The following is an 18,724-nucleotide window of genomic DNA, read 5'->3' as shown; positions in this document are numbered from 1 at the left end:
GGAGCCTGTTCATGAGTACCGATAACCGTGCCGCCGTCATCGAAGATTTCCTCAAGAAAATCCGCGTCATCAATCAACGCGGCGTCGACCGTGCTGCATTGACGCAAATCGTCGCCTTGCTCGAAACCCTGGCCGAGCGTCGCGATCTGTTCAATTTCGACGCGTTCCCGGCGCCAGTGCCGGGGCAGGGCAGCACCGCGTTCCGCTACCGTCTCAACGACGATGGCGACACGCCGACGCTGTACCTCAACTCGCTGTTGCCGGGCAAAAGCACCATTGCTCACAACCACGAAACCTGGGCGATCATCAGCGCCGTCGAAGGCCAGGAAATCAACTACGTCTACGCCCGTGATGACGAGGGTCGCGAGCCTGGGTTCACGACCCTGCACCTGGAAAAAGAAGTGATTGTGCAGCCTGGCACATCGATCTCGTTCCTCGGTGAAGACCTGCACGGCATCCGTGTCGAAGGCGAACATCCGACCCTGCATTTCCACCTTTATGGCTTGCCGCTGGAATCGCTCAATGGCCGTTATGGGGTCGAGGCCGACGGGCGCATTCTCAATTACAACGCCTCGCAGATGGCGCCGTCGATCAAGGCCTACGCATGAATCGGACCGTAACTCCAGGGCAACTGCAGCAATGGCTGTTCGACGGGCAGGAAATTGCTCTGTTTGACGTGCGTGAGCACGGCCAATATGGCGAAGCCCATCTGTTTCACGGGGTGAACCTGCCCTACAGTCGCCTGGAATTGGAGGTCCGACGCCTGGCGCCGAATCCACAGGTGCGGTTGGTGATTTATGACCAGAACGGTGGGGACGTTGTGGCCCGAGCCGCTCAGCGTCTGCAGGCGTTGGGGTATGGTCGCGTGCATATTCTTGACGGTGGTGCCGATGGCTGGCAGGCGGCAGGCCTGCAACTGTTTGCCGGCGTGCACGTGCCGTCCAAGGCCTTTGGCGAGTTGGTGGAAGAGGTCAGTCATACGCCGCACGTCACCGCCAGGCAGTTGGCCGAATGGCAAGCCCGGGGCGAACCGCTGGTGGTGCTGGACGGTCGGCCGTTCGACGAATACCGCAAGATGACCATCCCCGGTTCTGTCTGCTGTCCGAATGGTGAACTGGGCTATCGCGTACACGATCTGGTGCCGGACGACAGCACGCCGATCGTGGTCAATTGCGCCGGTCGTACCCGCAGCATTATTGGCGCCCAGACCCTGATCAATCTGGGTCTGAAGAACCCGGTCTACGCCCTGGAAAATGGGACCCAGGGCTGGTACCTGGAAGATCTTCAGCTGGAGCATGGCAGCACCCGCCGCTATGCCGAGGAGGTGTCATCGAAGACCTTGCCGGAACAGCGCCTCGCGGCGGCACAACTGGCCGAACGGGCCGGGGTAAAAACCGTTACGACCGTGCAGGTCGAGCAGTGGGCCGGGGAGGCCGCACGTAGCCTGTTTCTGTGTGACGTGCGCACCGCCGAGGAGTTTGCCGCTGGCAGCCTGCCGGGCGCGCAACACACGCCGGGTGGCCAGCTGATTCAATCCACCGATCTGTACATCGGCGTGCGCCAGGCGCGGGTGGTGCTGATCGACAGCGATGGCGTACGGGCACCGATTATTGCCAGTTGGCTTCGGCAGTTGGGGCATGAGGCTTATGTTCTAGCGGACGGGGTGAATAGCGGTCTGGCGTTGCCGGCGGTGGAGGCCCCCGCACACGAAGCGTTGCCAGTGATCACGGCGCAGGCCCTGAGCGATGCGCTGAAGGATAACGCGGTGGCACTGATTGACCTGCGCCCGAGCATGACCTGGCGCAAAGGTCATATTGCCGGCTCGCGCTGGTCGATCCGCTCGTTGCTGGCGACTGAGGTGATGGGAGAGCAACGGCCTCTGGTGCTGCTGGCCGATGATCCGCTGCTGGCCGCTTTCGCGACGCTGGAGTTGCCCGATGCTCAGCGTACACAAGCCCGGTTGCTGGACGGCGGTGTCGAGGCCTGGCGTGCGGCGGGGTTTGCGCTGCAGGAGGATGCCAACACACCGCCCGATCACCAGTGCATCGATTTTCTGTTCTTTACCCATGATCGTCACTCCGGCAACAAAGACGCGGCGCGTCAGTACCTGGCCTGGGAAATAGGCTTGTTGGCGCAAATGAGCGCAGACGAAATCGCCAGCCTCAAACCGCTGCGCGCGCAGTCTCAAGCCACCCGTGATGCACGGGTTCGTACCCGTCTGGTGCATTCGGCGCGAACTGAAAAGGGCCGTGGTGGTCGGGCGGTCAACGTGCCGGTCACTCGTTTGAGCACGGTGCTGTTCGACAACCTGGCACAAATGCGCGACGCCCGTGCTCGTCGTGATAGCGAACGGGTTCTGAGCTATGGCGCCCGGGGCAATCCGACGGCGTTCGCCCTGGAAGATCTGGTGACGGAACTGGAAGGCGGTTATCGCTCGCGCTTGTTCGGCACCGGGCTGGCGGCAGTGGCGCAGACATTTCTGGCCTACTTGCGGCCCGGCGATCATGTGCTGATCACCGATGCGGTATATGCCCCCGTGCGGCGTCTGGCCCGGGAGCTGCTTGAGCCGTTCGGCATCCAGGTCAGTTACTTCGCGCCTGACGGCAGCGGTCTGCCAGCGCAACTGCAAGCCAATACCAAAATGGTCTACACCGAGGTGCCCGGCTCGCTGTTGTATGAACTCTGCGACCTGCCGGCCATTGCCGCATTGTGCAAACCGCGCGGCATTCTGCTGGCCGTGGACAACACCTGGGGCTCGGGCTACCTGTACCGGCCACTGACCCTGGGCGCGGACATCTCGATCATGGCGTTGACCAAGTACCTGTGCGGTCACAGCGATGTGGTCATGGGCAGCGTCTGTACCCGGCAAGAGGTCTGGCAGCCACTGTCGTCGATGAGCGACACCTTTGGCATCACCGTCAGCCCGGACGACGCCTATCTGGTGTTGCGCGGTGCACGAACCCTGGCGCCGCGCCTCGACGTACACGAACGCCAGGCTCTGGAAATCGCTCAATGGCTACAGGCGCAACCGCAGGTGAAGCGGGTGTTCCATCCAGCGCTGCCCGATCATCCCCATCACGCACTGTGGCGGCGGGACTTCACTGGCAGCAACGGTTTGCTCTCCTTCGAACTGCGCGAGGCCGACACCACGTACGTCGAACGGTTTATCAATGCGCTGCAGGTGTTTGGTCTGGGCGCGTCCTGGGGCGGCTATGAAAGCCTGGTCACCGTCGCGGATACCAAGGATCGCAACAGTGCGGTAGATCGTGCATTGAACCCGGTGCTGCGGCTGCACATCGGCCTGGAAGATGTCGACGCGTTGATCGAGGATTTGCAACGTGGGTTCGCCGCCGCTGCGGACTAGGGCTTGCGCAGCACAAGCAACAACAGCGCCGCTGCTGCCAGCACCGCCCCGACGATGAAGGTGCTGGCTGAGCCTGAGGTTTCCCACAGCGCGCCGGCGAGCACGCTGGCGATCAACAGGCACACGCCGCTGATCAGATTGAACAGGCCGAACGCCGTGCCCCTGAGGTGTTCGGGCGCGGTGTCGGCGATCAGCGTTGCGAGAATGCCCTGGCTGAAGCCCATGTGCAGGCCCCACAGGGCCACGCCCGCCAGCATGGTCATGATCGAGTCCGCATGCGCCAATAACAGATCCGCCAGGATCAGCAGGACGATGCCGATGCATAGCACTTTGGTGCGGCTGATCCGGTCGGACAACCAGCCGGCAGGGTAGGCGGATACGGCATAAAGCAGTGACATGACCACCATCACCATCGGCACCCAGGTTGCTGTCAGACCTGTTTGCTGTGCTTTCAATACCAAAAAGGCTTCGCTGAAACGGGCCAGTGTGAAGAGCCCACCGACGATCACGACCCACCAATAATCGCGCGAAAAATCCCGCAGGACCTTCCAGTGGATAGGCGAGCGAAAGGCGCGTTCGCCAGCGACAGTGGTCGGCTCTTTGACTCCGCCGACAATCAGCGCCACCGATATCACCGCCGGGATCACCGCGAACCACAACACCAGATGGATCTGCCCGAGCCAAAGCATCAGCACGATCGCCAGGACCGGACCCAGAATGGCCCCCACGGTGTCCATCGATTGGCGCATGCCAAAACAGGCACCACGGATTTCGGCGGGTGCCACATCGGCAACCAGCGCATCTCGCGGTGCGCCACGAATGCCTTTGCCGATGCGATCCAGAAAACGTGCGGTGAACACCACATCGACCGAGTGCGCGAGGGGAAAGAGCGGTTTCGACAAGGCGGCCAGACCGTAGCCCATCAACAGCAAGCCTTTGCGCCGGCCGATAAAGTCGCTGATGGCGCCGGAGAAGATCTTGGTCAGCATCGCGGTCGCTTCGGCGATGCCCTCGATCACCCCGACGGTCAACGCGCTCGCGCCCAAGGTCGTGACCAGAAATATCGGCAGCAGGCTGTGCACCAGTTCTGAAGACAGGTCCATGAACAAGCTGACAAAACCTAGGGCCCAGACCGTGGAGGGGATGCGCAGTGAAGCCGGTCTGGGTTTTGAGAGGTTGTCCATGCTGGTTTCCGGGATTGAATGCTCACCGATTGTTTATGTCGCCAACCCCATCGATCAGGCCTTAAAGGTTCTGACTCAAAAAGAGCAAGGTATTGCCATGGGCCTCGACCGCCGCCCGCTGGTTATAACTGTCACGGTGTGAGCAGTTGAAGCCATGTTCGGCACCCGGATACACCTCGATATCGACGTCATCGTTGAACTCGAAACGCTCGGCGATTTGCTTCACGGCGTCGATGGGGATGTGGCTGTCCTGCTCGCCGAAGTGCATCAACACCGGCACCTTGATTTCATCGGCTCGATCCAGCTGGTTCTGAATGCCGCCGCCGTAGTAGGCGATCGCCACGTCGACGAAACCGTTGGCTGCGGTGTTGTATGACAGCATGCCGCCGAAGCAGAAACCGATAGAAGCAATTCTGCCGTCCAGCCCCGGCTGCGCTTTCAGGGCGTCAATGGCCAGTTTGATGTCGGCCTGCGCTTTTTGGGTGTCGGTGGCGTTCATCAGCTCGACGGCGCGTTTCCAGTCGGCTTCGTCGTAGCCCAGTTCGATACGGTGGCCGTTGCGCCAGAACAGATCCGGCGTGATGACCAGGTAGCCGTCGGCGGCGTATTGCTCGGCGACCGAGCGGATGTGCTCGTTAACGCCGAAAATTTCCTGAATCAGCACAATCCCCGGACCTTTACGGGTGTGGGGGATGGCCAGGTAAGCGCCGAATGTGCCCTCGGCGCTGGTGATCTCGATCCATTGGGTGGTCACGCTCATGATGGCTCCTTTACATAAGTTGGGTAGGTTATCGAGACGCTGGCGGATCAGCGGTGACTGCGCCGCCAGAAGTATCGAGCCAGCAGCGCGTCGACGCTGAGCTTTCCGGCCCCCGAGAGCAGCAACGGCAGGAGGGCTGCGAGGTAGATCAGCGGCAGTTTGAAGTTGCCGTGGCCTTTATTGCTGATGGCATAACCCTGGGCAAGTTCACTCAATGTAGACCAATCGGCCGGCCAGTGAACGGCAGCGGTCGCGACGATCGTGACCACGGTCAGAATAATCGCCGAAACCCGCGTCCCCAGGCCCACCAGCAGGGCGAGGGCGCAGATCAATTCGGCCCACATCGCCAGTTCCCAGTTCAGCGTGGCCGGCACGTGGTTGAAGGGAAACGGGAAGCGGTGCTGGATGTCGGCGAACCAGTTCTGGCCGTTCCATTTTTCCAGGCCTGATTCGAAAAATTCCCAGGCTAGAAACAATCGCAAGGTCAGGGGGGCGATCCAGCTGCCGGTACGGTCGAGGTTCAGGTGCAGGCCTTTGAGGGTCGATGAGAGGGAGGTATTCATGGGCTTGAGCTCCAGGATTTGATCGACAGGTGCATTCATTGTGGGAGCGGGTTTGCTCGCGAAAGCGGTGTGTCAGGCGACATCAATGTTGACTGACACTCCCTCTTCGCGAGCAAGCCCGCTCCCACAGGGGAATGTTGGTGTTGATGAGGTTTCATTCGGTCAATAGCGTGTTTCTGGCCGACCGTTTGTACTTCAGCGCAATCTTGCCCAGCAGCCGAACGACGATTGCCGAAAACATCAAACCGAACGGCAATACGTACCAGGCGCTCAGGGGGATGCGTTTGAAGTTGGAATAGGTGAACACCGCCGCAATCACCCACATGCCGCTAACGTGCAGGGCTTTCCAGGCTTTGGGGCCGATCAGTCGCGCTGTGGTGTTGAACGAGGTCAACGCCATCAGCACAATGAACAGGTAACCGACTGAGCCCGGGATGTTGCCGACCGTGGTGCGGCCGGGCCAGAACTCGGGGTTCAGTTGGCCATAGCTGTAGATCAGGAGGGCGTGCACCAGGTGGGAAAACGCGAAGGTCAGGCCGATGAAGCGTCGTTCGCGCACCAGCGATCGGGTGAAAGGCGAGGGCACCAGCACGGCGAGGGCCGATGCGGTGAACGCGGTAAGAAACAGTGCAAACGAAGTGCGTGCGGTGGCGCGAATGGCGCTGCGCGTGGCCTCCACCAGGTCCGGGTTCAGCAGCAGAATCAGGCTGGTCATCACCAGCACCAGCAAGGACAGCAGGCCAAACAGCGACCAGCCGTGGTAACGGGGAACTTGGGTCATCATGACGACACTCCTGAGCAAGAGCCGACCCGGTTTTGCGAGTGGTCGGCGGACGGCAAGAGTTTTTCAACCCGGTGTATGGTCGGTATGTCCGAAAGGTCTCCCGGCGCAAGTTCATGTATCCCGGGCCGCGACAGATACATTCCCATACAAAACTGTGATTCAGCCCCGACCAGTGGCGTCTAGCGAAAGTGTCCCCGCAATCCCATGGGGCGAGACTTCGGAACCCGGCATGCAAGCGCTGTTGAACGAGATCCTTGACGCAGTCCGACCGTTGATCGGTCAGGGCAAAGTGGCTGACTACATTCCCGCCCTCGGCACCGTGCCGGCCAATCAGTTGGGCATTGCCGTGTATGGCAATGACGGCGAGTTGTTTTGTGCCGGAGACGCCGACACGCCGTTCTCTGTGCAAAGTATTTCCAAGGTGTTCAGCCTGGTGCAGGCCATCGACCATTCCGGCGAAGCGATTTGGGAGCGCCTGGGCCATGAGCCGTCCGGACAGCCGTTCAACTCGCTGGTGCAGCTGGAGTTCGAGCGCGGGCGCCCGCGCAATCCCTTCATCAACGCCGGTGCGCTGGTGATCTGCGACATCAACCAGTCACGTTTTGCCGCGCCGGCGTTGTCGATGCGCGATTTTGTCCGGCGCTTGTCCGGCAACCCGAATGTCATGGTGGACGGCAAGGTCGCCGAATCGGAATACCAGCACCGCGCGCGTAACGCAGCGATGGCTTATCTGATGCAATCGTTCGGCAACTTTCATAACGACGTCGAAGCCGTGTTGCGCAGCTACTTCAGCCATTGCGCGCTGCGCATGAGTTGCGTGGACCTGGCCCGCACGTTCTGCTTTCTGGCCAACGACGGTTTCTGCAAACACAGCGGCGCCCAGATCCTCAGCGCCCGCCAGACCCAGCAAGTCAACTCGATCATGGCCACCAGCGGGCTGTATGACGAAGCCGGCAACTTTGCCTATCGCGTCGGTCTGCCAGGCAAGAGCGGCGTGGGCGGGGGCATCGTCGCGGTAGTGCCGGGGCAATTCACGGTGTGCGTCTGGTCCCCGGAATTGAACGCCGCCGGCAACTCCCTCGCCGGCATGGCCGCGCTGGAGTTGTTGAGTCAGCGGATTGGCTGGTCGGTGTTCTGATGACCTGTCTTGACTAGCGCCCGATGAACGCTACCGTGAAGCAGGCATTCTTTGACTCAAGGGGCGGGTGACTTCATGGTGAATTTCGGTTCCGCGCTTCTAGTCTTCAATGACCCGGACACTCATTTGCGCAAAGGCTTGTCTGCCGTGGTCCAGATTGGCGACACCCTGTGGGTCGCCAATGATGAATCCTTGAGCCTGGAGCGCTTCACCTTGCGTGAGCGCGTCGGTGCGGGCGAGTTTCTGTTTGATCAGCACAAACAATTCCCGTTGGCGTCCCTGTTGACGCTGCCGGTCATCCCGACGATTGGCGAAGAATTCGTTGAGGCAGACCTGGAAGGCATGAGTTACGACCGCAACACGGGGTATCTCTGGATTGTGGGGTCTCACAGCCTGAAACGGAGAAAACCCGATAGCACCAAGTCCCTGAAGAAAAACGCCGAGCGCCTGGCAACTGTCAGTCGCGATGGCAATCGTTTTCTCCTGGCCCGGATTCCGGTGGTCGAAGAAAACGGGACGTTCACTTTGGTAAAGAGCACTATCAACGATGCTCGAGTTGCCGCCCAATTGTCCGGCGATCAACTGGGTAACGAATTGCTCGATGAACTCAAGGATGACGAGCATGTAGGGGCATTTCTGCACATTCCCGGCAAGGACAACGGGTTCGATACCGAAGGCCTCGAGGTCAATGGCAAGCGGGTTTTTATCGGGTTGCGCGGGCCTGTGCTGCGGGGCTGGACCATTGTTCTGGAGGTCGAACCCGAAGACCGTCCCGATGCTGTTCACACGCTGACGCTGAAAAAAATCGGGCCCAAGGGGCGCAAATACCGAAAGCATTTTCTCCAGTTGGGCGGACTCGGCGTCAGGGATTTGTGCATCGATGGTGACGACATGCTGATTCTGGCCGGGCCGACGATGAACCTCGACGGGCCTGTCAGCGTATTTCGCTGGCTCGACGGTGCCAGACCAACAGACGAAAGTTTTGTCTTCAGCGAACAATTGACGCCGGTCCTAGAAGTTCCTTACGGGCAAGGAGAGGATAAAGGCCGCGATCATGCCGAAGGACTGACCTTTGTCAGCACCGCCGGCGTAGAAGAGCCCTTGCTGCTGGTGGTGTATGACGCGAACGCCGGATGGCGCAAACAGGGGAGCAATCGCCTGGAGCAAGATGTCTTTCGACTTTCTAAAAAGTAACCGCTACTGCGCCCCAGTGAATGACGCTCCACGGATTTTCCTATACATTTTCTGGCCGCTCTCCTGCATGGTGAAACCGTTTCATGTCTCTTGCGCTCGAACGTCTAGTCGCTGGCACACCAATCCCTTTTGCCGGTAATCGTGTCACTGTCGTCAGCCCCGAACTGGCGGCGCGCTTTCAGCCCGGCGACCATCTGCTGGTGGAGCAGGTCAGCGGCGAATTGTTGTTGATCCCGGTGGCCGACCAGCAAGCGGCGGCTGTCGCCATCGAGCGCGCCGAAGCGGCATTCGCTGCAATGTCCGGCGTCTCGGATCACGCCATCAGCGAGTTCTTCGATCATTTTGCTCAACGCTTGGAAACCCCGGAATGCTGGGCCCTGATTGCAGCCGCCAACCTGGCCGACATCGAGCGAGCCAAGGCGCGCGGGCGTTCCACCACGCGGTTGCTGGCCGATGAACGCATGCGCGGCGACATGATCGCCGGCCTGCGGGCCTGGCGTGATGCTCCGGCCATTCGCGGCAAGGTCGTGAGCTGCGTCGAGCACGACGGCTGGAAAGTCGAGCAAGTGGTCTCGCCGCTGGGTATCGTCGCGTTCGTGTTCGAAGGCCGACCGAATGTCTTTGCCGACGCCGCCGGTGTATTGCGCACGGGCAACACTGCGGTGCTGCGCATTGGCAGCGATGCGTTGGGCACTGCCCAGGCCATCGTCACCCACGCATTGAATCCTGCATTGGCTGATGCCGGATTGCCGACCGGTGCGGTGTCACTGGTGGAAAGCGTCAATCACGCCGCTGGTTGGGCGATGTTCGCCGATCGGCGCCTGTCATTGGCCGTGGCCCGTGGTTCGGGACGGGCGGTCAGCCAGTTGGGCAGCATCGCGCAACAGGCCGGCACCGCCGTCAGCTTGCACGGTACCGGCGGCGCGTGGCTGATCGCCGACAAACACGTCGATGCCCAGCGCTTTGCCGCCGTAGTGCGCAACTCGCTGGACCGCAAAGTCTGCAACACCCTCAACGTTTGCTTGATCCACCGCGACCGCGCCGCCGAACTGGTGCCGCTGTTTCTCGATGCACTGCAACAGGCTGGCACCGCTCGGGACCAGGGCTGCAAGTTGCATATCGTCGAGGGGAGCGAACAGCATTTGCCAATTGATTGGCAAACCGCGAGCGTCGAGGTGTATCGCGCCGAAGGCTATCAGACCGAAGCGTTGGCCGAACCGCTGCCCGAGGATCAATTGGGCCGCGAGTGGGAGTGGGAAGAAACCCCGGAAGTCAGCCTGAAGATCGTCGACGACCTGGACCAGGCCATTGCCTTGTTCAATCGTTACAGCCCGCAATTCACCGTGTCGCTGATCAGTGAAGATGCCCCGTCACAGGAGCGTTTCTACAACGCGGTCAACGCGCCTTTTGTTGGCAACGGGATTACCCGCTGGGTTGACGGTCAGTACGCGCTGAACAAGCCGGAACTGGGGCTTTCGAACTGGGAAAGTGGCCGCCTGTTTGCGCGCAGCGCGATTCTCTCGGGGGATGGTGTGTTTACCATCCGTAGTCGCATGACGCAGACGAGTCTGTCGGTCAAGCGCTGAGACGCCACTCCAGCTCGGTAAGTTAAGCCGCGCAAACCTGTGGGAGCGGGCTTGCTCGCGAAAGCGGTGTGTCAGGCGACATCATTGTTGACTGTGCCGCCGTCTTCGCGAGCAAGCCCGCTCCCACAGGATATTCGTCGCTCTTCATATCTTACCGGCATCAGGGACAGCCCCCCCCCCCCGACCGCAGGCAACGGCACGCACTATACTTAATGTGTGTCCGCGTCTGCGGTGGGGCGGGCGGCGCATCTGATTACGTGAGGGAGAGTTGCGCCATGAAACTTCATTCCTTTCAACATTACTCTCATGATCTGGAATCGGTCGTTCACGACGCGTGGATTACCACCAGAGTGAAGTCGGCCCTGGCATTGGCCGACTCATCCCTTGGCCTGCATGTCCATGTCAAAACCCATGCGGGCAGGGTGGCATTGAGCGGCCGCGTCAACACTCATAGACAGTGTGAGCAGGCTGTTGCTCTGGCCCGTTCGGTTCCTGGTGTCGTCGACATCGATGCCAGCGAATTGCTCACTCATGTGTTCACGCCGGGCAGTTTTCCAGAAGCGCCCAATGCCGAAGAGACCACTGAGCGTCGGTCACAATCGTCTACAAAAATCGACGATAAATGACAGGGGCGATCTTGTGAGTGTCACATTCCCGGTCGGGAATCGAGGACGGGCGTAGTCGCGCGCGTGCCCACTTTGTAACGCTGCGCCAAGCTTGGTGCAGCTCGGGCAGACGAACCCTTCAGGCGGCTTCGACCGCTTGACCATACACCGCACAGGTGTCCGGGTGCTCGGCCAGCGACACGAAGTTGCGCCGGCTGGCATCCAGCGCATCGACAGAGCCGGTCTCGATGTCATAAACCCAACCATGCAGATTCAGCAGGCCTTTTTCCTGGGCCAGGCGCACGCTCGGGTGAGTCTGGATATTCGCCAGTTGGGCGATGACATTTTCCCGGACCATCGAACTTACCTTGGCTGCGTCGCTGGCGTGAGGGCGGGAGTCATTGATTACCTTGGCCGACTCGGCGTGTTGCAACCAGCCGCTGACGGCGGGCAGGTGATCCATGCATGTGCACTGAGCGATGGCGGTCATGGCGCCGCAGTCCGAATGCCCGCAGATCACGATGTCCGTCACGCCCAATACCGCGACCGCATATTCGACCGTGGCCGACACGCCGCCGGGATGCGGACTGTACGAGGGCACGATGTTGCCGGCATTGCGCACCACGAACAGTTCGCCGGGCTCTTGCTGGGTCAGCAATTCCGGCACTACGCGGCTGTCGGAACAGGTGATGAACAATGTGCCGGGATGCTGGGTGGTGGCCAGGTGTTTGAACAGGTCGGTACGTTGTGGGAAGGCTTCGTTCTGGAACTTCAATAAACCTTCGATGAGCGCTTTCATGGCTGACTTCCTTGCATGAGTGAGGGGGGAAGACGCAGAACCTGTAGGAGCGAGGCTTGCCCGCGAAGAATGCACTGCGGTTTTTCAGGTATTACGCGTCATCGTTCTTCGCGGGCAAGCCTCGCTCCTACAGGCTGTCTTAGAACGGACGCAACGGCAGGAACTTGCCGTCCAGAGTAATCACGGCGCGAGAACCACCTTCCGGGTCTTCAACTTTCTTCATGTCCAGCTTGAAGTTGATCGCGCTGATGATGCCGTCGCCGAATTGCTCGTGAACCAGGGCTTTGAGCGTGGTGCCGTAGATCTGGATCATTTCGTAGAAACGGTAGATGGTCGGGTCGGTCGGGACACCCGAGAGGCTACCGCGCAGCGGAATGATCTGCAGGCGGGCCACGGCGTCGGCGTCCAGTTCGAGTTTCTCGCCAATCACCTTGGCGGCAGCTTCCGGCAGCGGATGCTGGCCGAGCAGGGCGGCAGTGACGTAGGCCAAACCCAGGCCGGTGCCGTCAGTCAGATCCTGCCAGGACAGACTCTTGCGCGCCTTGGCATCGAGGATCGAAGTGGTCAGGGCCAGACTCGGATCCTGATAAGCGTGGGACTGTTGCATGGTGTGACTCCTATCGGTTGTCGCTGGAAAGTGCAGCCATCTTCGATCGATTTATCCATAGCGTCCAAGACCGATATACAATGCTTCGCATAAGTTCTGCCTATAGATGGTGTGCCCATGCTGCTCCGACATTTGCGCTATTTGCTGGCAGTCGCCGACCACGGCGGCTTCACCCGCGCCGCCGAGGCGCTGCATGTCTCCCAACCGACGCTGTCCCAGCAGATCCGGCAACTGGAGGAATCCCTCGGCGTCAACCTGTTCGACCGCACTTCGCGCACGGTCAAACCGACCGATGCGGGGCTGGCCTATATCGAAAGTGCTCGTCGGGTACTGGTGGAACTTGAAGCAGGGAAACGCGCGCTGCATGACGTGAAGGATTTGTCCCGCGGCAGTTTGCGACTGGCCATGACGCCAACGTTCATGGCATATCTGGTGGGGCCGTTGGTGCGCGACTACGTGGCGAATTTTCCGAACATCCATCTGCAGATTTTCGAGTTATCGATGGATGACATCGAGGCCGGGTTGCTCGATGACTCGCTGGACATTGCCATTGCCTTTACCCCGGTGAGAAGCCCCGACATCGAGTGCGTGCCGGCGTTTGTCGAGACGTTGGGCTTGATGGTCGGGCGCAGTCATCCGTTGTACGAGCGCCAGAACCCGCTATCGCCGAAGGAGGTGGCGCAATTGGAGTTCGCGTTGCTGACGCCGGGCTTCATCACCCGATCTTCCATCGACGGGTATTTTCGGCAACAGAACATTACGCCCAAGGTGGCGATCGAGGTGAACTCGGTGAGTACGCTGTTGGAGGTCATTCGTCACGCGCCGATGGCCACCATCCTGCCGGAACCCATCGCCACCGCGGAACGGGCATTGCGCAAAATTCCACTGCAGGGGGCGGCGCCCAACCGAGGGGCCGCGCTGCTTCGGCGCAAAAACAACTATCACAGTGCGGCGTCGGTGGCCTTCATGGATCTGGTATTGGGCGCGGCTGCGGTCGAGTCGGCGAAGTCAGTCATCCACTGATTGGCACAGCCCATTGGGAGCCTTGCCGGTGGAGGACACGGTCACCGAATCATCATCGGCGAGGATGATCGAGATCGTGATGCCCGAACCCCTGGCTTCGAAGTGGCGATCGTTGATGGCTTTGGTTACCGCCTCTTTGCTGTTGATCAATACCGGACCGTCCTGATCCGCATGGACGACGACTTTACCGGGGCAGTCCACATCGAATGAGGGAATGCCAGGGAGGGTGTTCGCATGGACAGCATTCGCCATCGCGAACACTATGAATATCAGGATTTTGTTCATCGCAAGCCTCCAGAGATCCAGCAGGGCATACGGTTAACCATAGCTTTGTTTGGTGCGCACGAGACAAACGAAAAGGCCCCGCTCGATACTCCGAGCGGGGCCTTCTTTCTTTACTGAGGGGATATCAATACAAGCGATCAATCACCCGAACTTCGTTCTGGTTCTGCATCGATGCCCACGCCTGTTTCAGCGTTTGCAGCACATTACCGATGAAGTCTTTGTCGGCCGCGGCTTTCTTGCCGACATAACCCTGGCCGCGACGGTACATCTTCAGTCGGGCGAGCAGGTTCTGGTTGTTCCGGTCGAACTCTTCTTCGTGGGCATGGGGCGACAGGCAGTCGATATGGACCTGGCCCGATTTGCTGATCCACAGAATATGGCTGTCCTGGCTGTCTTTTTGCGCAGCGAACAAGCGAGCCAGTTCATCGATAGTAGGTTGATTGTTCAGATTCATTGTAAGCCCCTTGACCATTTGGTGATCTTTCAAAGTTGATTCGCTAATACAAGTAGCCCATCGGTTAGTTGATCCCTGGCACCGAAACCAGGACGTCAGCGGTCGGCCGTCAATACGACGGGGTCTCGCGTCTGTTGCATGTAGTCGTGTTGAATAACTGCTACGCAATAGCGTCACAACGAAGAGAAGCAGCGAAAACCTGGAGGCCACTGCCGACATTTTCAGGGTCGGCCACAAGCTTCATGAGGATTGATCGCCAGCGCTTCTCGTCCTTTGTACTGGACGTTCAGGCCAGGTCAGCTTCTTCAATCTGCCTTGTGGGCAGCGTGTATCCGGGAAAAACAGCTCGGCGGTCAGACGAGCTTGCTCAAACGTGTTGCCTGTACTCCCGATCGGGGAGATGTCTGCATCATGCAAGGGCAAATCGGAGGCGTCAACGGTTTTGTAGTGATTATTTTTGTTCACTACATATTGTCGGGCAAAGTGGTTTTGGAATTAGAAAGTCGGCGTGGCTAGCACCAGCAGAGCTTTTGCGGTGCTGGAATCGTCAAGATCGCAGCCTTCCGTAGGAGCGAGGCTTGCCCGCGAAGAACGATGACGCGGTCCAGCAGTTTGTCCGTGTGATGGCCTTCGCGGGCAAGCCTCGCTCCTACGGGGCCGGGGTAGGAGCTGCCGAAGGCTGCGATCTTTTAAAGCGGTAAACGGTGCAGGGGTAGCCGTCCACTGCCAGTTGATGCACGGTGAATGCTGAGCCGGTGAGATCGGGTATCACCTTGGCCCAGAACCGACGCGCAGGCTGGTTGGCATCGATGTGGAAAATCTGCCATTGACCGGGGAACCGGTTCAAGAGGGCGGAGACGACAAACTTCGCGACGCCTTGGCCGCGAAAGCGTCGGCTGACAAAAAAGTAGCCGATGTTGTGCTCCGCACCGACGATATGGGTTTCGTTATCCACGGTCACGAAACCGGCAAGCTCGCCATCAACCTTGATCAGAAACGGCCTGGTTGCCGGATTTCGCCAGTAGTCCTGTTTGGGCTGGATGTTGAAGAAGCCATGTTCACCGAGTTTCAGCGGCAACCATTCGCTGAAGTCATACACGTAGAACTGCATCAGGTTCTCGATGGTTTCCAGTTCGTCGCGCTGAGCGGCGTGCAGTTCTATTGAGGGCTGGCTTCTGACTGTCGTCATGGTTGTACCTTTCAGAAAGCAGGGCTGTTGCCCGATGCGCCGCAGTACCTGTAGGAGCGAGGCTTGCCCGCGAAAAACGATAACGCGTAATACCTGAAAAACCGCGGTGAGTTCTTCGCGGGCAAGTCACGCTCCTACAGGTTTCGATTCGTTGCAAGTGCTCTCAAGTCTTGCTTGCCGGTTTCGCTGCGCGTTTGGTGCCGGTCGAGGGCTTGCGTTTGGCCGGTTTGCGTTTGTTTTTCCACGGTGTGGCGCCACGCCCGGCCGGGCTTGCCGGTCCGCTGATGGTCAGGTTCAGGCCGGCGCAACGGGCCACCTGCTTGCTCATCCACGCCGCCTGTTTGGTGACGAATTCTTCCAGGCTCATTTCGCCGCTCTGCACCATGTCCAGGGCCTGCTCCCAGATCGCCGTGGTGCCGGGATCGGCAATCGCACGCGGCACGGCATCGATCAGGCTGAACGCTGCCGGTGTCGCGGCCAGGGCCTTGCCGTTCTTGATCAGGTAGCCGCGGTCCAGCAGGCCCTGGATGATCGAGGCGCGTGTGGCTTCGGTGCCGATGCCGGTGGTGTCCTTCAGCTTTTGCTTGAGCAGTGGATCCTCCACCAGTTTGGCGACGTTCTTCATCGCCTTGATCAGATCGCCTTCGGTGAATGGCTTGGGCGGTTGGGTCCAGAGGTCCTTGAGCTTCACATCCGCCACTGCACAGTCACGCCCTTCGGCCAGTGCCGGCAGTGTTTGTGGTGCCGGTGCTTCGCGGCCCTTGGCGGGTGCAAGGGCCTCGGGCAGGGCGCGTTTCCAGCCGGGCTCGACAATCTGCTTGCCCACCGCGCGCAAGGCTTCACCGGCGCAATCGAAGTCGGCCTGGGTCCGGTCGTATTCATGGTTGGGCAGGAACTGTGCCAGGTAACGTGCACGAATCAGGGTGTAGACCGCCCGTTGTTTGCCTGCCAGTCGCTCGAGATTTTTCGCCGCTGCAGTGGGAATGATGCCGTGGTGAGCGCTGACCTTGGCATCGTTCCAGGCCCGTGAGCGACGCTGGGGTTCCAGATAATCGTGCAAGGCATTCAGGGCCGGATCGGCCTGCCTCAGCGCGGCCAGGATAGCCGGTGCTTCGCTGTGCTGACTCAGCGGCAGGTAGCCGCAGTCGCTGCGCGGGTAGGTAATGACTTTGTGGGTTTCGTACAGCGCCTGGGCGATATCGAGTGTTTCCTGGGCGCCGAGCCCGAGTTTCTTCGAGCAGACTTCCTGCAACGTGCCCAGGTCGAACGGCAAAGGCGCGACTTCGCGCATGCGTTCGGTGCGCAGTTTGATCACCCGAGCGCTTGCTGCGTTGCCCATTGCGTAGGCTGCCTGTTGCGCCAAGGCCTGATTCAGGCAGCGATCCTGATCATCGCAAGCGTCGGAGGCCGCGCGCCATTGGGCGGTGAACGCGGTGCCGTCGTGCAGCAGTTGCACATCGATCGCCCAATAAGCGACCGGGACGAAATCGGCAATGCTGCGATCGCGATCCACCACCAGACGCAAGGTCGGCGTCTGCACCCGACCGACCGGCAACACACCCTGATAGCCGGACTGACGCCCCAGCAGGGTGAACAGGCGGCTCATGTTCATCCCGATCAACCAGTCGGCCCGGGAGCGCCCCAGCGCCGAATGATAAAGGCTGAACGTCTCGGCCCCTGGCTTGAGCGCCGCCAGTGCCTTGCGGATCGAAGCATCGTCCAGCGCCGACAGCCACAATCGCCGGATCGGCCCGCGATAACGGCAATGTTCCACCAGCTCCCGGGCGATCATCTCGCCCTCACGGTCGGCGTCGGTGGCAATCACCAGTTCACTGGCCTCGCCGAGCAAGCGTTTGACCGCCTTGTACTGGCTGGCCGTGCGCGGTTTGACGGTCATCTTCCATTTTTCGGGAATGATCGGCAGATCCGCCAGCACCCAACGCTTGTAACGCGCGTCATAGGCATCCGGCGGTGCGGTTTCCAGCAGATGGCCGATGCACCAGGTCACCGTGACACCCGTTCCCAGCCAGCAGCCGTCGCCCCGGCGCTTGGCGCCGAGCACGGCCGCGATGTCTTTGGCCTGGGAGGGTTTTTCACAGAGGTACAGCTGCATAACCACCATCATCAATCAGTGTTCGAGAGGTGCACAGAATGGCGGCTGATGAGCGATGGAGCAATCTTTATCTGTATGGATGTACAGCTTAGGCTGTTGCGGTTGATGACAGCAGTCAGTCCACCACAAACAACCTGGCGCCCATGGCGGTGGATGAACGATGCGCTTCGGCATTGTCCGCCACTTGATAGCTCATGCCCGGCGTGAGAACGAAGACTCGACCGTCTTCCAGTTCAGTGTGCAGTTCCCCCTCCAGGCAAAACAGCACATGCCCCTTTGAGCACCAGTGATCGGCCAGATACCCCGGCGTGTATTCGACGATGCGCACTCGAATCGCGCCGAACTGCCGGGTGCGCCACAGGGCGCTGCCAGTCTCGCCCCGGTGTTCAGTGGGTTCGATTTGCGACCAGTCGGTGGTGCCGAAGGGGATGTTGGCAATGTCCATGCTGCTCTCCTGGCGGGGCATGCTGTTTTGGGGACCTCACTGTAGCCCAAGCATGCTCCGTTCGGCTGTGAAGCAGTCGCGATACCGAAACATGAGGTATACCTGTCGGAGCGCGGATTACAGCGCAGCAGCGACAGAGGACCCTTTATGAAAGCCCCCGGACCCGGTAATCCCATCGCCATCAGCCCACAACCCGGCTGCGTGGTGGTGAAGTTCCATGGCATTCAAGTGGCGTCATCCACTCGGGCGCTGGTCATGCATGAGGCCAATTATCCTCCGGTGTACTACATCCCGCGGGAGGACATTGCCGAACAATATTTCGCCCGCACCGACCACACCAGCTATTGCCCGTACAAGGGCGATGCCAGCTATTTCAGCCTGCAAATCCCCGGGCATGAAGGTGCCAATGCGGTATGGAGTTATGAGCATCCGAAGGTGTCGGTTGCGCAGATTGGCGGGTATGTGGCGTTTTATCCTGAAGAAGTGACGTTTGAGGTGCTTGATACCTGAGGCGTAGGGACTTGTTGCCTGAACGCAATCCATGTGGGAGCGGGCTTGCTCGCGAAGGCGGTGTGCCAGGCAACATTGATGTCGACTGACACTCCCTCTTCGCGAGCAAGCCCGCTCCCAC

Annotated in this window: 19 protein-coding genes; 8 read left to right on the top strand and 11 right to left on the bottom strand. The window is 60.0% G+C overall.

Annotation, left to right across the window (positions count from 1 at the left end):
- The first annotated feature begins 11 nt into the window (after nucleotides 1-11).
- Complete coding sequence (locus ACIPLA_RS06110) at nucleotides 12-608, top strand: cysteine dioxygenase (RefSeq protein WP_401172335.1); 597 nt, start codon at nucleotides 12-14, stop codon at nucleotides 606-608.
- A complete protein-coding gene (metC, locus tag ACIPLA_RS06105) occupies nucleotides 605-3,364 on the top strand; it encodes a cystathionine beta-lyase (protein ID WP_401172332.1) in 2,760 nt (919 codons plus the stop codon). Before ACIPLA_RS06110 ends, metC begins: the two co-directional genes overlap by 4 nt.
- Here the strand turns inward: metC and ACIPLA_RS06100 are convergent.
- From ACIPLA_RS06100 to ACIPLA_RS06085, 4 genes are all read right to left on the bottom strand, one after another.
- The gene (locus ACIPLA_RS06100; RefSeq protein ID WP_401172329.1) at nucleotides 3,361-4,548 is read right to left on the bottom strand and encodes an MFS transporter; all 1,188 of its coding nucleotides are present in this window, start codon (nucleotides 4,546-4,548) and stop codon (nucleotides 3,361-3,363) included. The genes metC and ACIPLA_RS06100 overlap by 4 nt on opposite strands.
- 61 nt (nucleotides 4,549-4,609) lie before the next feature.
- Entirely contained in the window at nucleotides 4,610-5,308 is a 699-nt protein-coding gene (locus ACIPLA_RS06095; RefSeq protein WP_401172326.1) for a dienelactone hydrolase family protein, read from the bottom strand.
- A gap of 47 nt (nucleotides 5,309-5,355) precedes the next feature.
- A complete protein-coding gene (locus ACIPLA_RS06090; RefSeq protein WP_218396478.1) occupies nucleotides 5,356-5,871 on the bottom strand; it encodes a DoxX family protein in 516 nt (171 codons plus the stop codon).
- A gap of 154 nt (nucleotides 5,872-6,025) precedes the next feature.
- Nucleotides 6,026-6,655: a ferric reductase-like transmembrane domain-containing protein gene (locus ACIPLA_RS06085; protein ID WP_401172323.1), complete on the bottom strand. Its 630-nt coding sequence runs from the start codon at nucleotides 6,653-6,655 to the stop codon at nucleotides 6,026-6,028.
- A 229-nt stretch (nucleotides 6,656-6,884) separates the two neighbouring features.
- Here ACIPLA_RS06085 and glsB point away from each other — a divergent pair, with 229 nt between their 5' ends.
- The 4 genes from glsB to ACIPLA_RS06065 all read left to right on the top strand — a co-directional run bounded on the left by glsB (nucleotide 6,885) and on the right by ACIPLA_RS06065 (nucleotide 11,199).
- Nucleotides 6,885-7,793: a glutaminase B gene (glsB, locus tag ACIPLA_RS06080; RefSeq protein WP_008072010.1), complete on the top strand. Its 909-nt coding sequence runs from the start codon at nucleotides 6,885-6,887 to the stop codon at nucleotides 7,791-7,793.
- A 75-nt stretch (nucleotides 7,794-7,868) separates the two neighbouring features.
- Nucleotides 7,869-8,987 (top strand): DUF3616 domain-containing protein, encoded by a 1,119-nt coding sequence (locus tag ACIPLA_RS06075; protein WP_401172319.1) that lies wholly within the window; start codon nucleotides 7,869-7,871, stop codon nucleotides 8,985-8,987.
- A gap of 83 nt (nucleotides 8,988-9,070) precedes the next feature.
- Nucleotides 9,071-10,573 carry an aldehyde dehydrogenase family protein gene (locus tag ACIPLA_RS06070; RefSeq protein WP_401172316.1) on the top strand — a complete coding sequence of 501 codons (1,503 nt, stop codon included), beginning with the start codon at nucleotides 9,071-9,073 and terminating at the stop codon, nucleotides 10,571-10,573.
- Between the two features lie 275 nt (nucleotides 10,574-10,848).
- Nucleotides 10,849-11,199: a BON domain-containing protein gene (locus tag ACIPLA_RS06065; RefSeq protein WP_123495315.1), complete on the top strand. Its 351-nt coding sequence runs from the start codon at nucleotides 10,849-10,851 to the stop codon at nucleotides 11,197-11,199.
- A gap of 118 nt (nucleotides 11,200-11,317) precedes the next feature.
- On the opposite strand, the gene ACIPLA_RS06060 is transcribed toward ACIPLA_RS06065, so the two are convergent.
- Together ACIPLA_RS06060 and cynS are read right to left on the bottom strand one after the other, a co-directional pair.
- Complete coding sequence (locus tag ACIPLA_RS06060; RefSeq protein ID WP_008006778.1) at nucleotides 11,318-11,977, bottom strand: carbonic anhydrase; 660 nt, start codon at nucleotides 11,975-11,977, stop codon at nucleotides 11,318-11,320.
- 139 nt (nucleotides 11,978-12,116) lie between these two features.
- Nucleotides 12,117-12,584: a cyanase gene (cynS, locus tag ACIPLA_RS06055; RefSeq protein WP_123495311.1), complete on the bottom strand. Its 468-nt coding sequence runs from the start codon at nucleotides 12,582-12,584 to the stop codon at nucleotides 12,117-12,119.
- A gap of 117 nt (nucleotides 12,585-12,701) precedes the next feature.
- On the opposite strand from cynS, the gene cynR reads away from it, so the two are divergent.
- Nucleotides 12,702-13,607, top strand: coding sequence for a transcriptional regulator CynR (cynR, locus tag ACIPLA_RS06050; RefSeq protein WP_192343580.1), 906 nt, complete (start codon nucleotides 12,702-12,704; stop codon nucleotides 13,605-13,607).
- Here cynR and ACIPLA_RS06045 read toward each other — a convergent pair.
- The 5 genes from ACIPLA_RS06045 to ACIPLA_RS06025 form a co-directional block, all read right to left on the bottom strand.
- On the bottom strand, nucleotides 13,593-13,892 hold the full coding sequence (locus ACIPLA_RS06045; protein ID WP_123495307.1) for a hypothetical protein: 300 nt from the start codon (nucleotides 13,890-13,892) through the stop codon (nucleotides 13,593-13,595). The genes cynR and ACIPLA_RS06045 overlap by 15 nt on opposite strands.
- Nucleotides 13,893-14,016: 124 nt before the next feature.
- Complete coding sequence (locus tag ACIPLA_RS06040) at nucleotides 14,017-14,346, bottom strand: hypothetical protein (RefSeq protein WP_008072022.1); 330 nt, start codon at nucleotides 14,344-14,346, stop codon at nucleotides 14,017-14,019.
- Between the two features lie 649 nt (nucleotides 14,347-14,995).
- Nucleotides 14,996-15,535 carry a GNAT family N-acetyltransferase gene (locus ACIPLA_RS06035; RefSeq protein ID WP_401172309.1) on the bottom strand — a complete coding sequence of 180 codons (540 nt, stop codon included), beginning with the start codon at nucleotides 15,533-15,535 and terminating at the stop codon, nucleotides 14,996-14,998.
- Nucleotides 15,536-15,698: 163 nt separating this feature from the next.
- Nucleotides 15,699-17,648, bottom strand: coding sequence for a DNA topoisomerase III (locus ACIPLA_RS06030; RefSeq protein ID WP_218396462.1), 1,950 nt, complete (start codon nucleotides 17,646-17,648; stop codon nucleotides 15,699-15,701).
- Nucleotides 17,649-17,763: 115 nt separating this feature from the next.
- A complete protein-coding gene (locus ACIPLA_RS06025; RefSeq protein WP_401172305.1) occupies nucleotides 17,764-18,093 on the bottom strand; it encodes a DHCW motif cupin fold protein in 330 nt (109 codons plus the stop codon).
- A 147-nt stretch (nucleotides 18,094-18,240) separates the two neighbouring features.
- Here ACIPLA_RS06025 and ACIPLA_RS06020 point away from each other — a divergent pair, with 147 nt between their 5' ends.
- Nucleotides 18,241-18,603, top strand: coding sequence for a DUF427 domain-containing protein (locus tag ACIPLA_RS06020; protein ID WP_007907061.1), 363 nt, complete (start codon nucleotides 18,241-18,243; stop codon nucleotides 18,601-18,603).
- Nucleotides 18,604-18,724 lie beyond the last annotated feature (121 nt).

This window comes from Pseudomonas sp. NPDC086112, assembly GCF_044746425.1.
Taxonomy (GTDB): Bacteria; Pseudomonadota; Gammaproteobacteria; order Pseudomonadales; family Pseudomonadaceae; genus Aquipseudomonas.
This window is presented reverse-complemented; position numbering and strand designations above follow the sequence as displayed.

Bases quoted from the DNA above. Each gene is read 5' to 3' on its own strand.
- ACIPLA_RS06095 (WP_401172326.1), bottom strand. From the start codon at position 5,308: ATGAGCGTGACCACCCAATGGATCGAGATCACCAGCGCCGAGGGCACA.
- ACIPLA_RS06070 (WP_401172316.1), top strand. From the start codon at position 9,071: ATGTCTCTTGCGCTCGAACGTCTAGTCGCTGGCACACCAATCCCTTTT.
- ACIPLA_RS06035 (WP_401172309.1), bottom strand. From the start codon at position 15,535: ATGACGACAGTCAGAAGCCAGCCCTCAATAGAACTGCACGCCGCTCAG.
- ACIPLA_RS06090 (WP_218396478.1), bottom strand. From the start codon at position 5,871: ATGAATACCTCCCTCTCATCGACCCTCAAAGGCCTGCACCTGAACCTC.
- ACIPLA_RS06025 (WP_401172305.1), bottom strand. From the start codon at position 18,093: ATGGACATTGCCAACATCCCCTTCGGCACCACCGACTGGTCGCAAATC.
- ACIPLA_RS06060 (WP_008006778.1), bottom strand. From the start codon at position 11,977: ATGAAAGCGCTCATCGAAGGTTTATTGAAGTTCCAGAACGAAGCCTTC.
- metC (WP_401172332.1), top strand. From the start codon at position 605: ATGAATCGGACCGTAACTCCAGGGCAACTGCAGCAATGGCTGTTCGAC.
- ACIPLA_RS06030 (WP_218396462.1), bottom strand. From the start codon at position 17,648: ATGCAGCTGTACCTCTGTGAAAAACCCTCCCAGGCCAAAGACATCGCG.
- ACIPLA_RS06085 (WP_401172323.1), bottom strand. From the start codon at position 6,655: ATGATGACCCAAGTTCCCCGTTACCACGGCTGGTCGCTGTTTGGCCTG.
- ACIPLA_RS06110 (WP_401172335.1), top strand. From the start codon at position 12: ATGAGTACCGATAACCGTGCCGCCGTCATCGAAGATTTCCTCAAGAAA.
- ACIPLA_RS06065 (WP_123495315.1), top strand. From the start codon at position 10,849: ATGAAACTTCATTCCTTTCAACATTACTCTCATGATCTGGAATCGGTC.
- ACIPLA_RS06020 (WP_007907061.1), top strand. From the start codon at position 18,241: ATGAAAGCCCCCGGACCCGGTAATCCCATCGCCATCAGCCCACAACCC.
- ACIPLA_RS06100 (WP_401172329.1), bottom strand. From the start codon at position 4,548: ATGGACAACCTCTCAAAACCCAGACCGGCTTCACTGCGCATCCCCTCC.
- ACIPLA_RS06045 (WP_123495307.1), bottom strand. From the start codon at position 13,892: ATGAACAAAATCCTGATATTCATAGTGTTCGCGATGGCGAATGCTGTC.
- ACIPLA_RS06075 (WP_401172319.1), top strand. From the start codon at position 7,869: ATGGTGAATTTCGGTTCCGCGCTTCTAGTCTTCAATGACCCGGACACT.
- cynR (WP_192343580.1), top strand. From the start codon at position 12,702: ATGCTGCTCCGACATTTGCGCTATTTGCTGGCAGTCGCCGACCACGGC.
- glsB (WP_008072010.1), top strand. From the start codon at position 6,885: ATGCAAGCGCTGTTGAACGAGATCCTTGACGCAGTCCGACCGTTGATC.
- cynS (WP_123495311.1), bottom strand. From the start codon at position 12,584: ATGCAACAGTCCCACGCTTATCAGGATCCGAGTCTGGCCCTGACCACT.
- ACIPLA_RS06040 (WP_008072022.1), bottom strand. From the start codon at position 14,346: ATGAATCTGAACAATCAACCTACTATCGATGAACTGGCTCGCTTGTTC.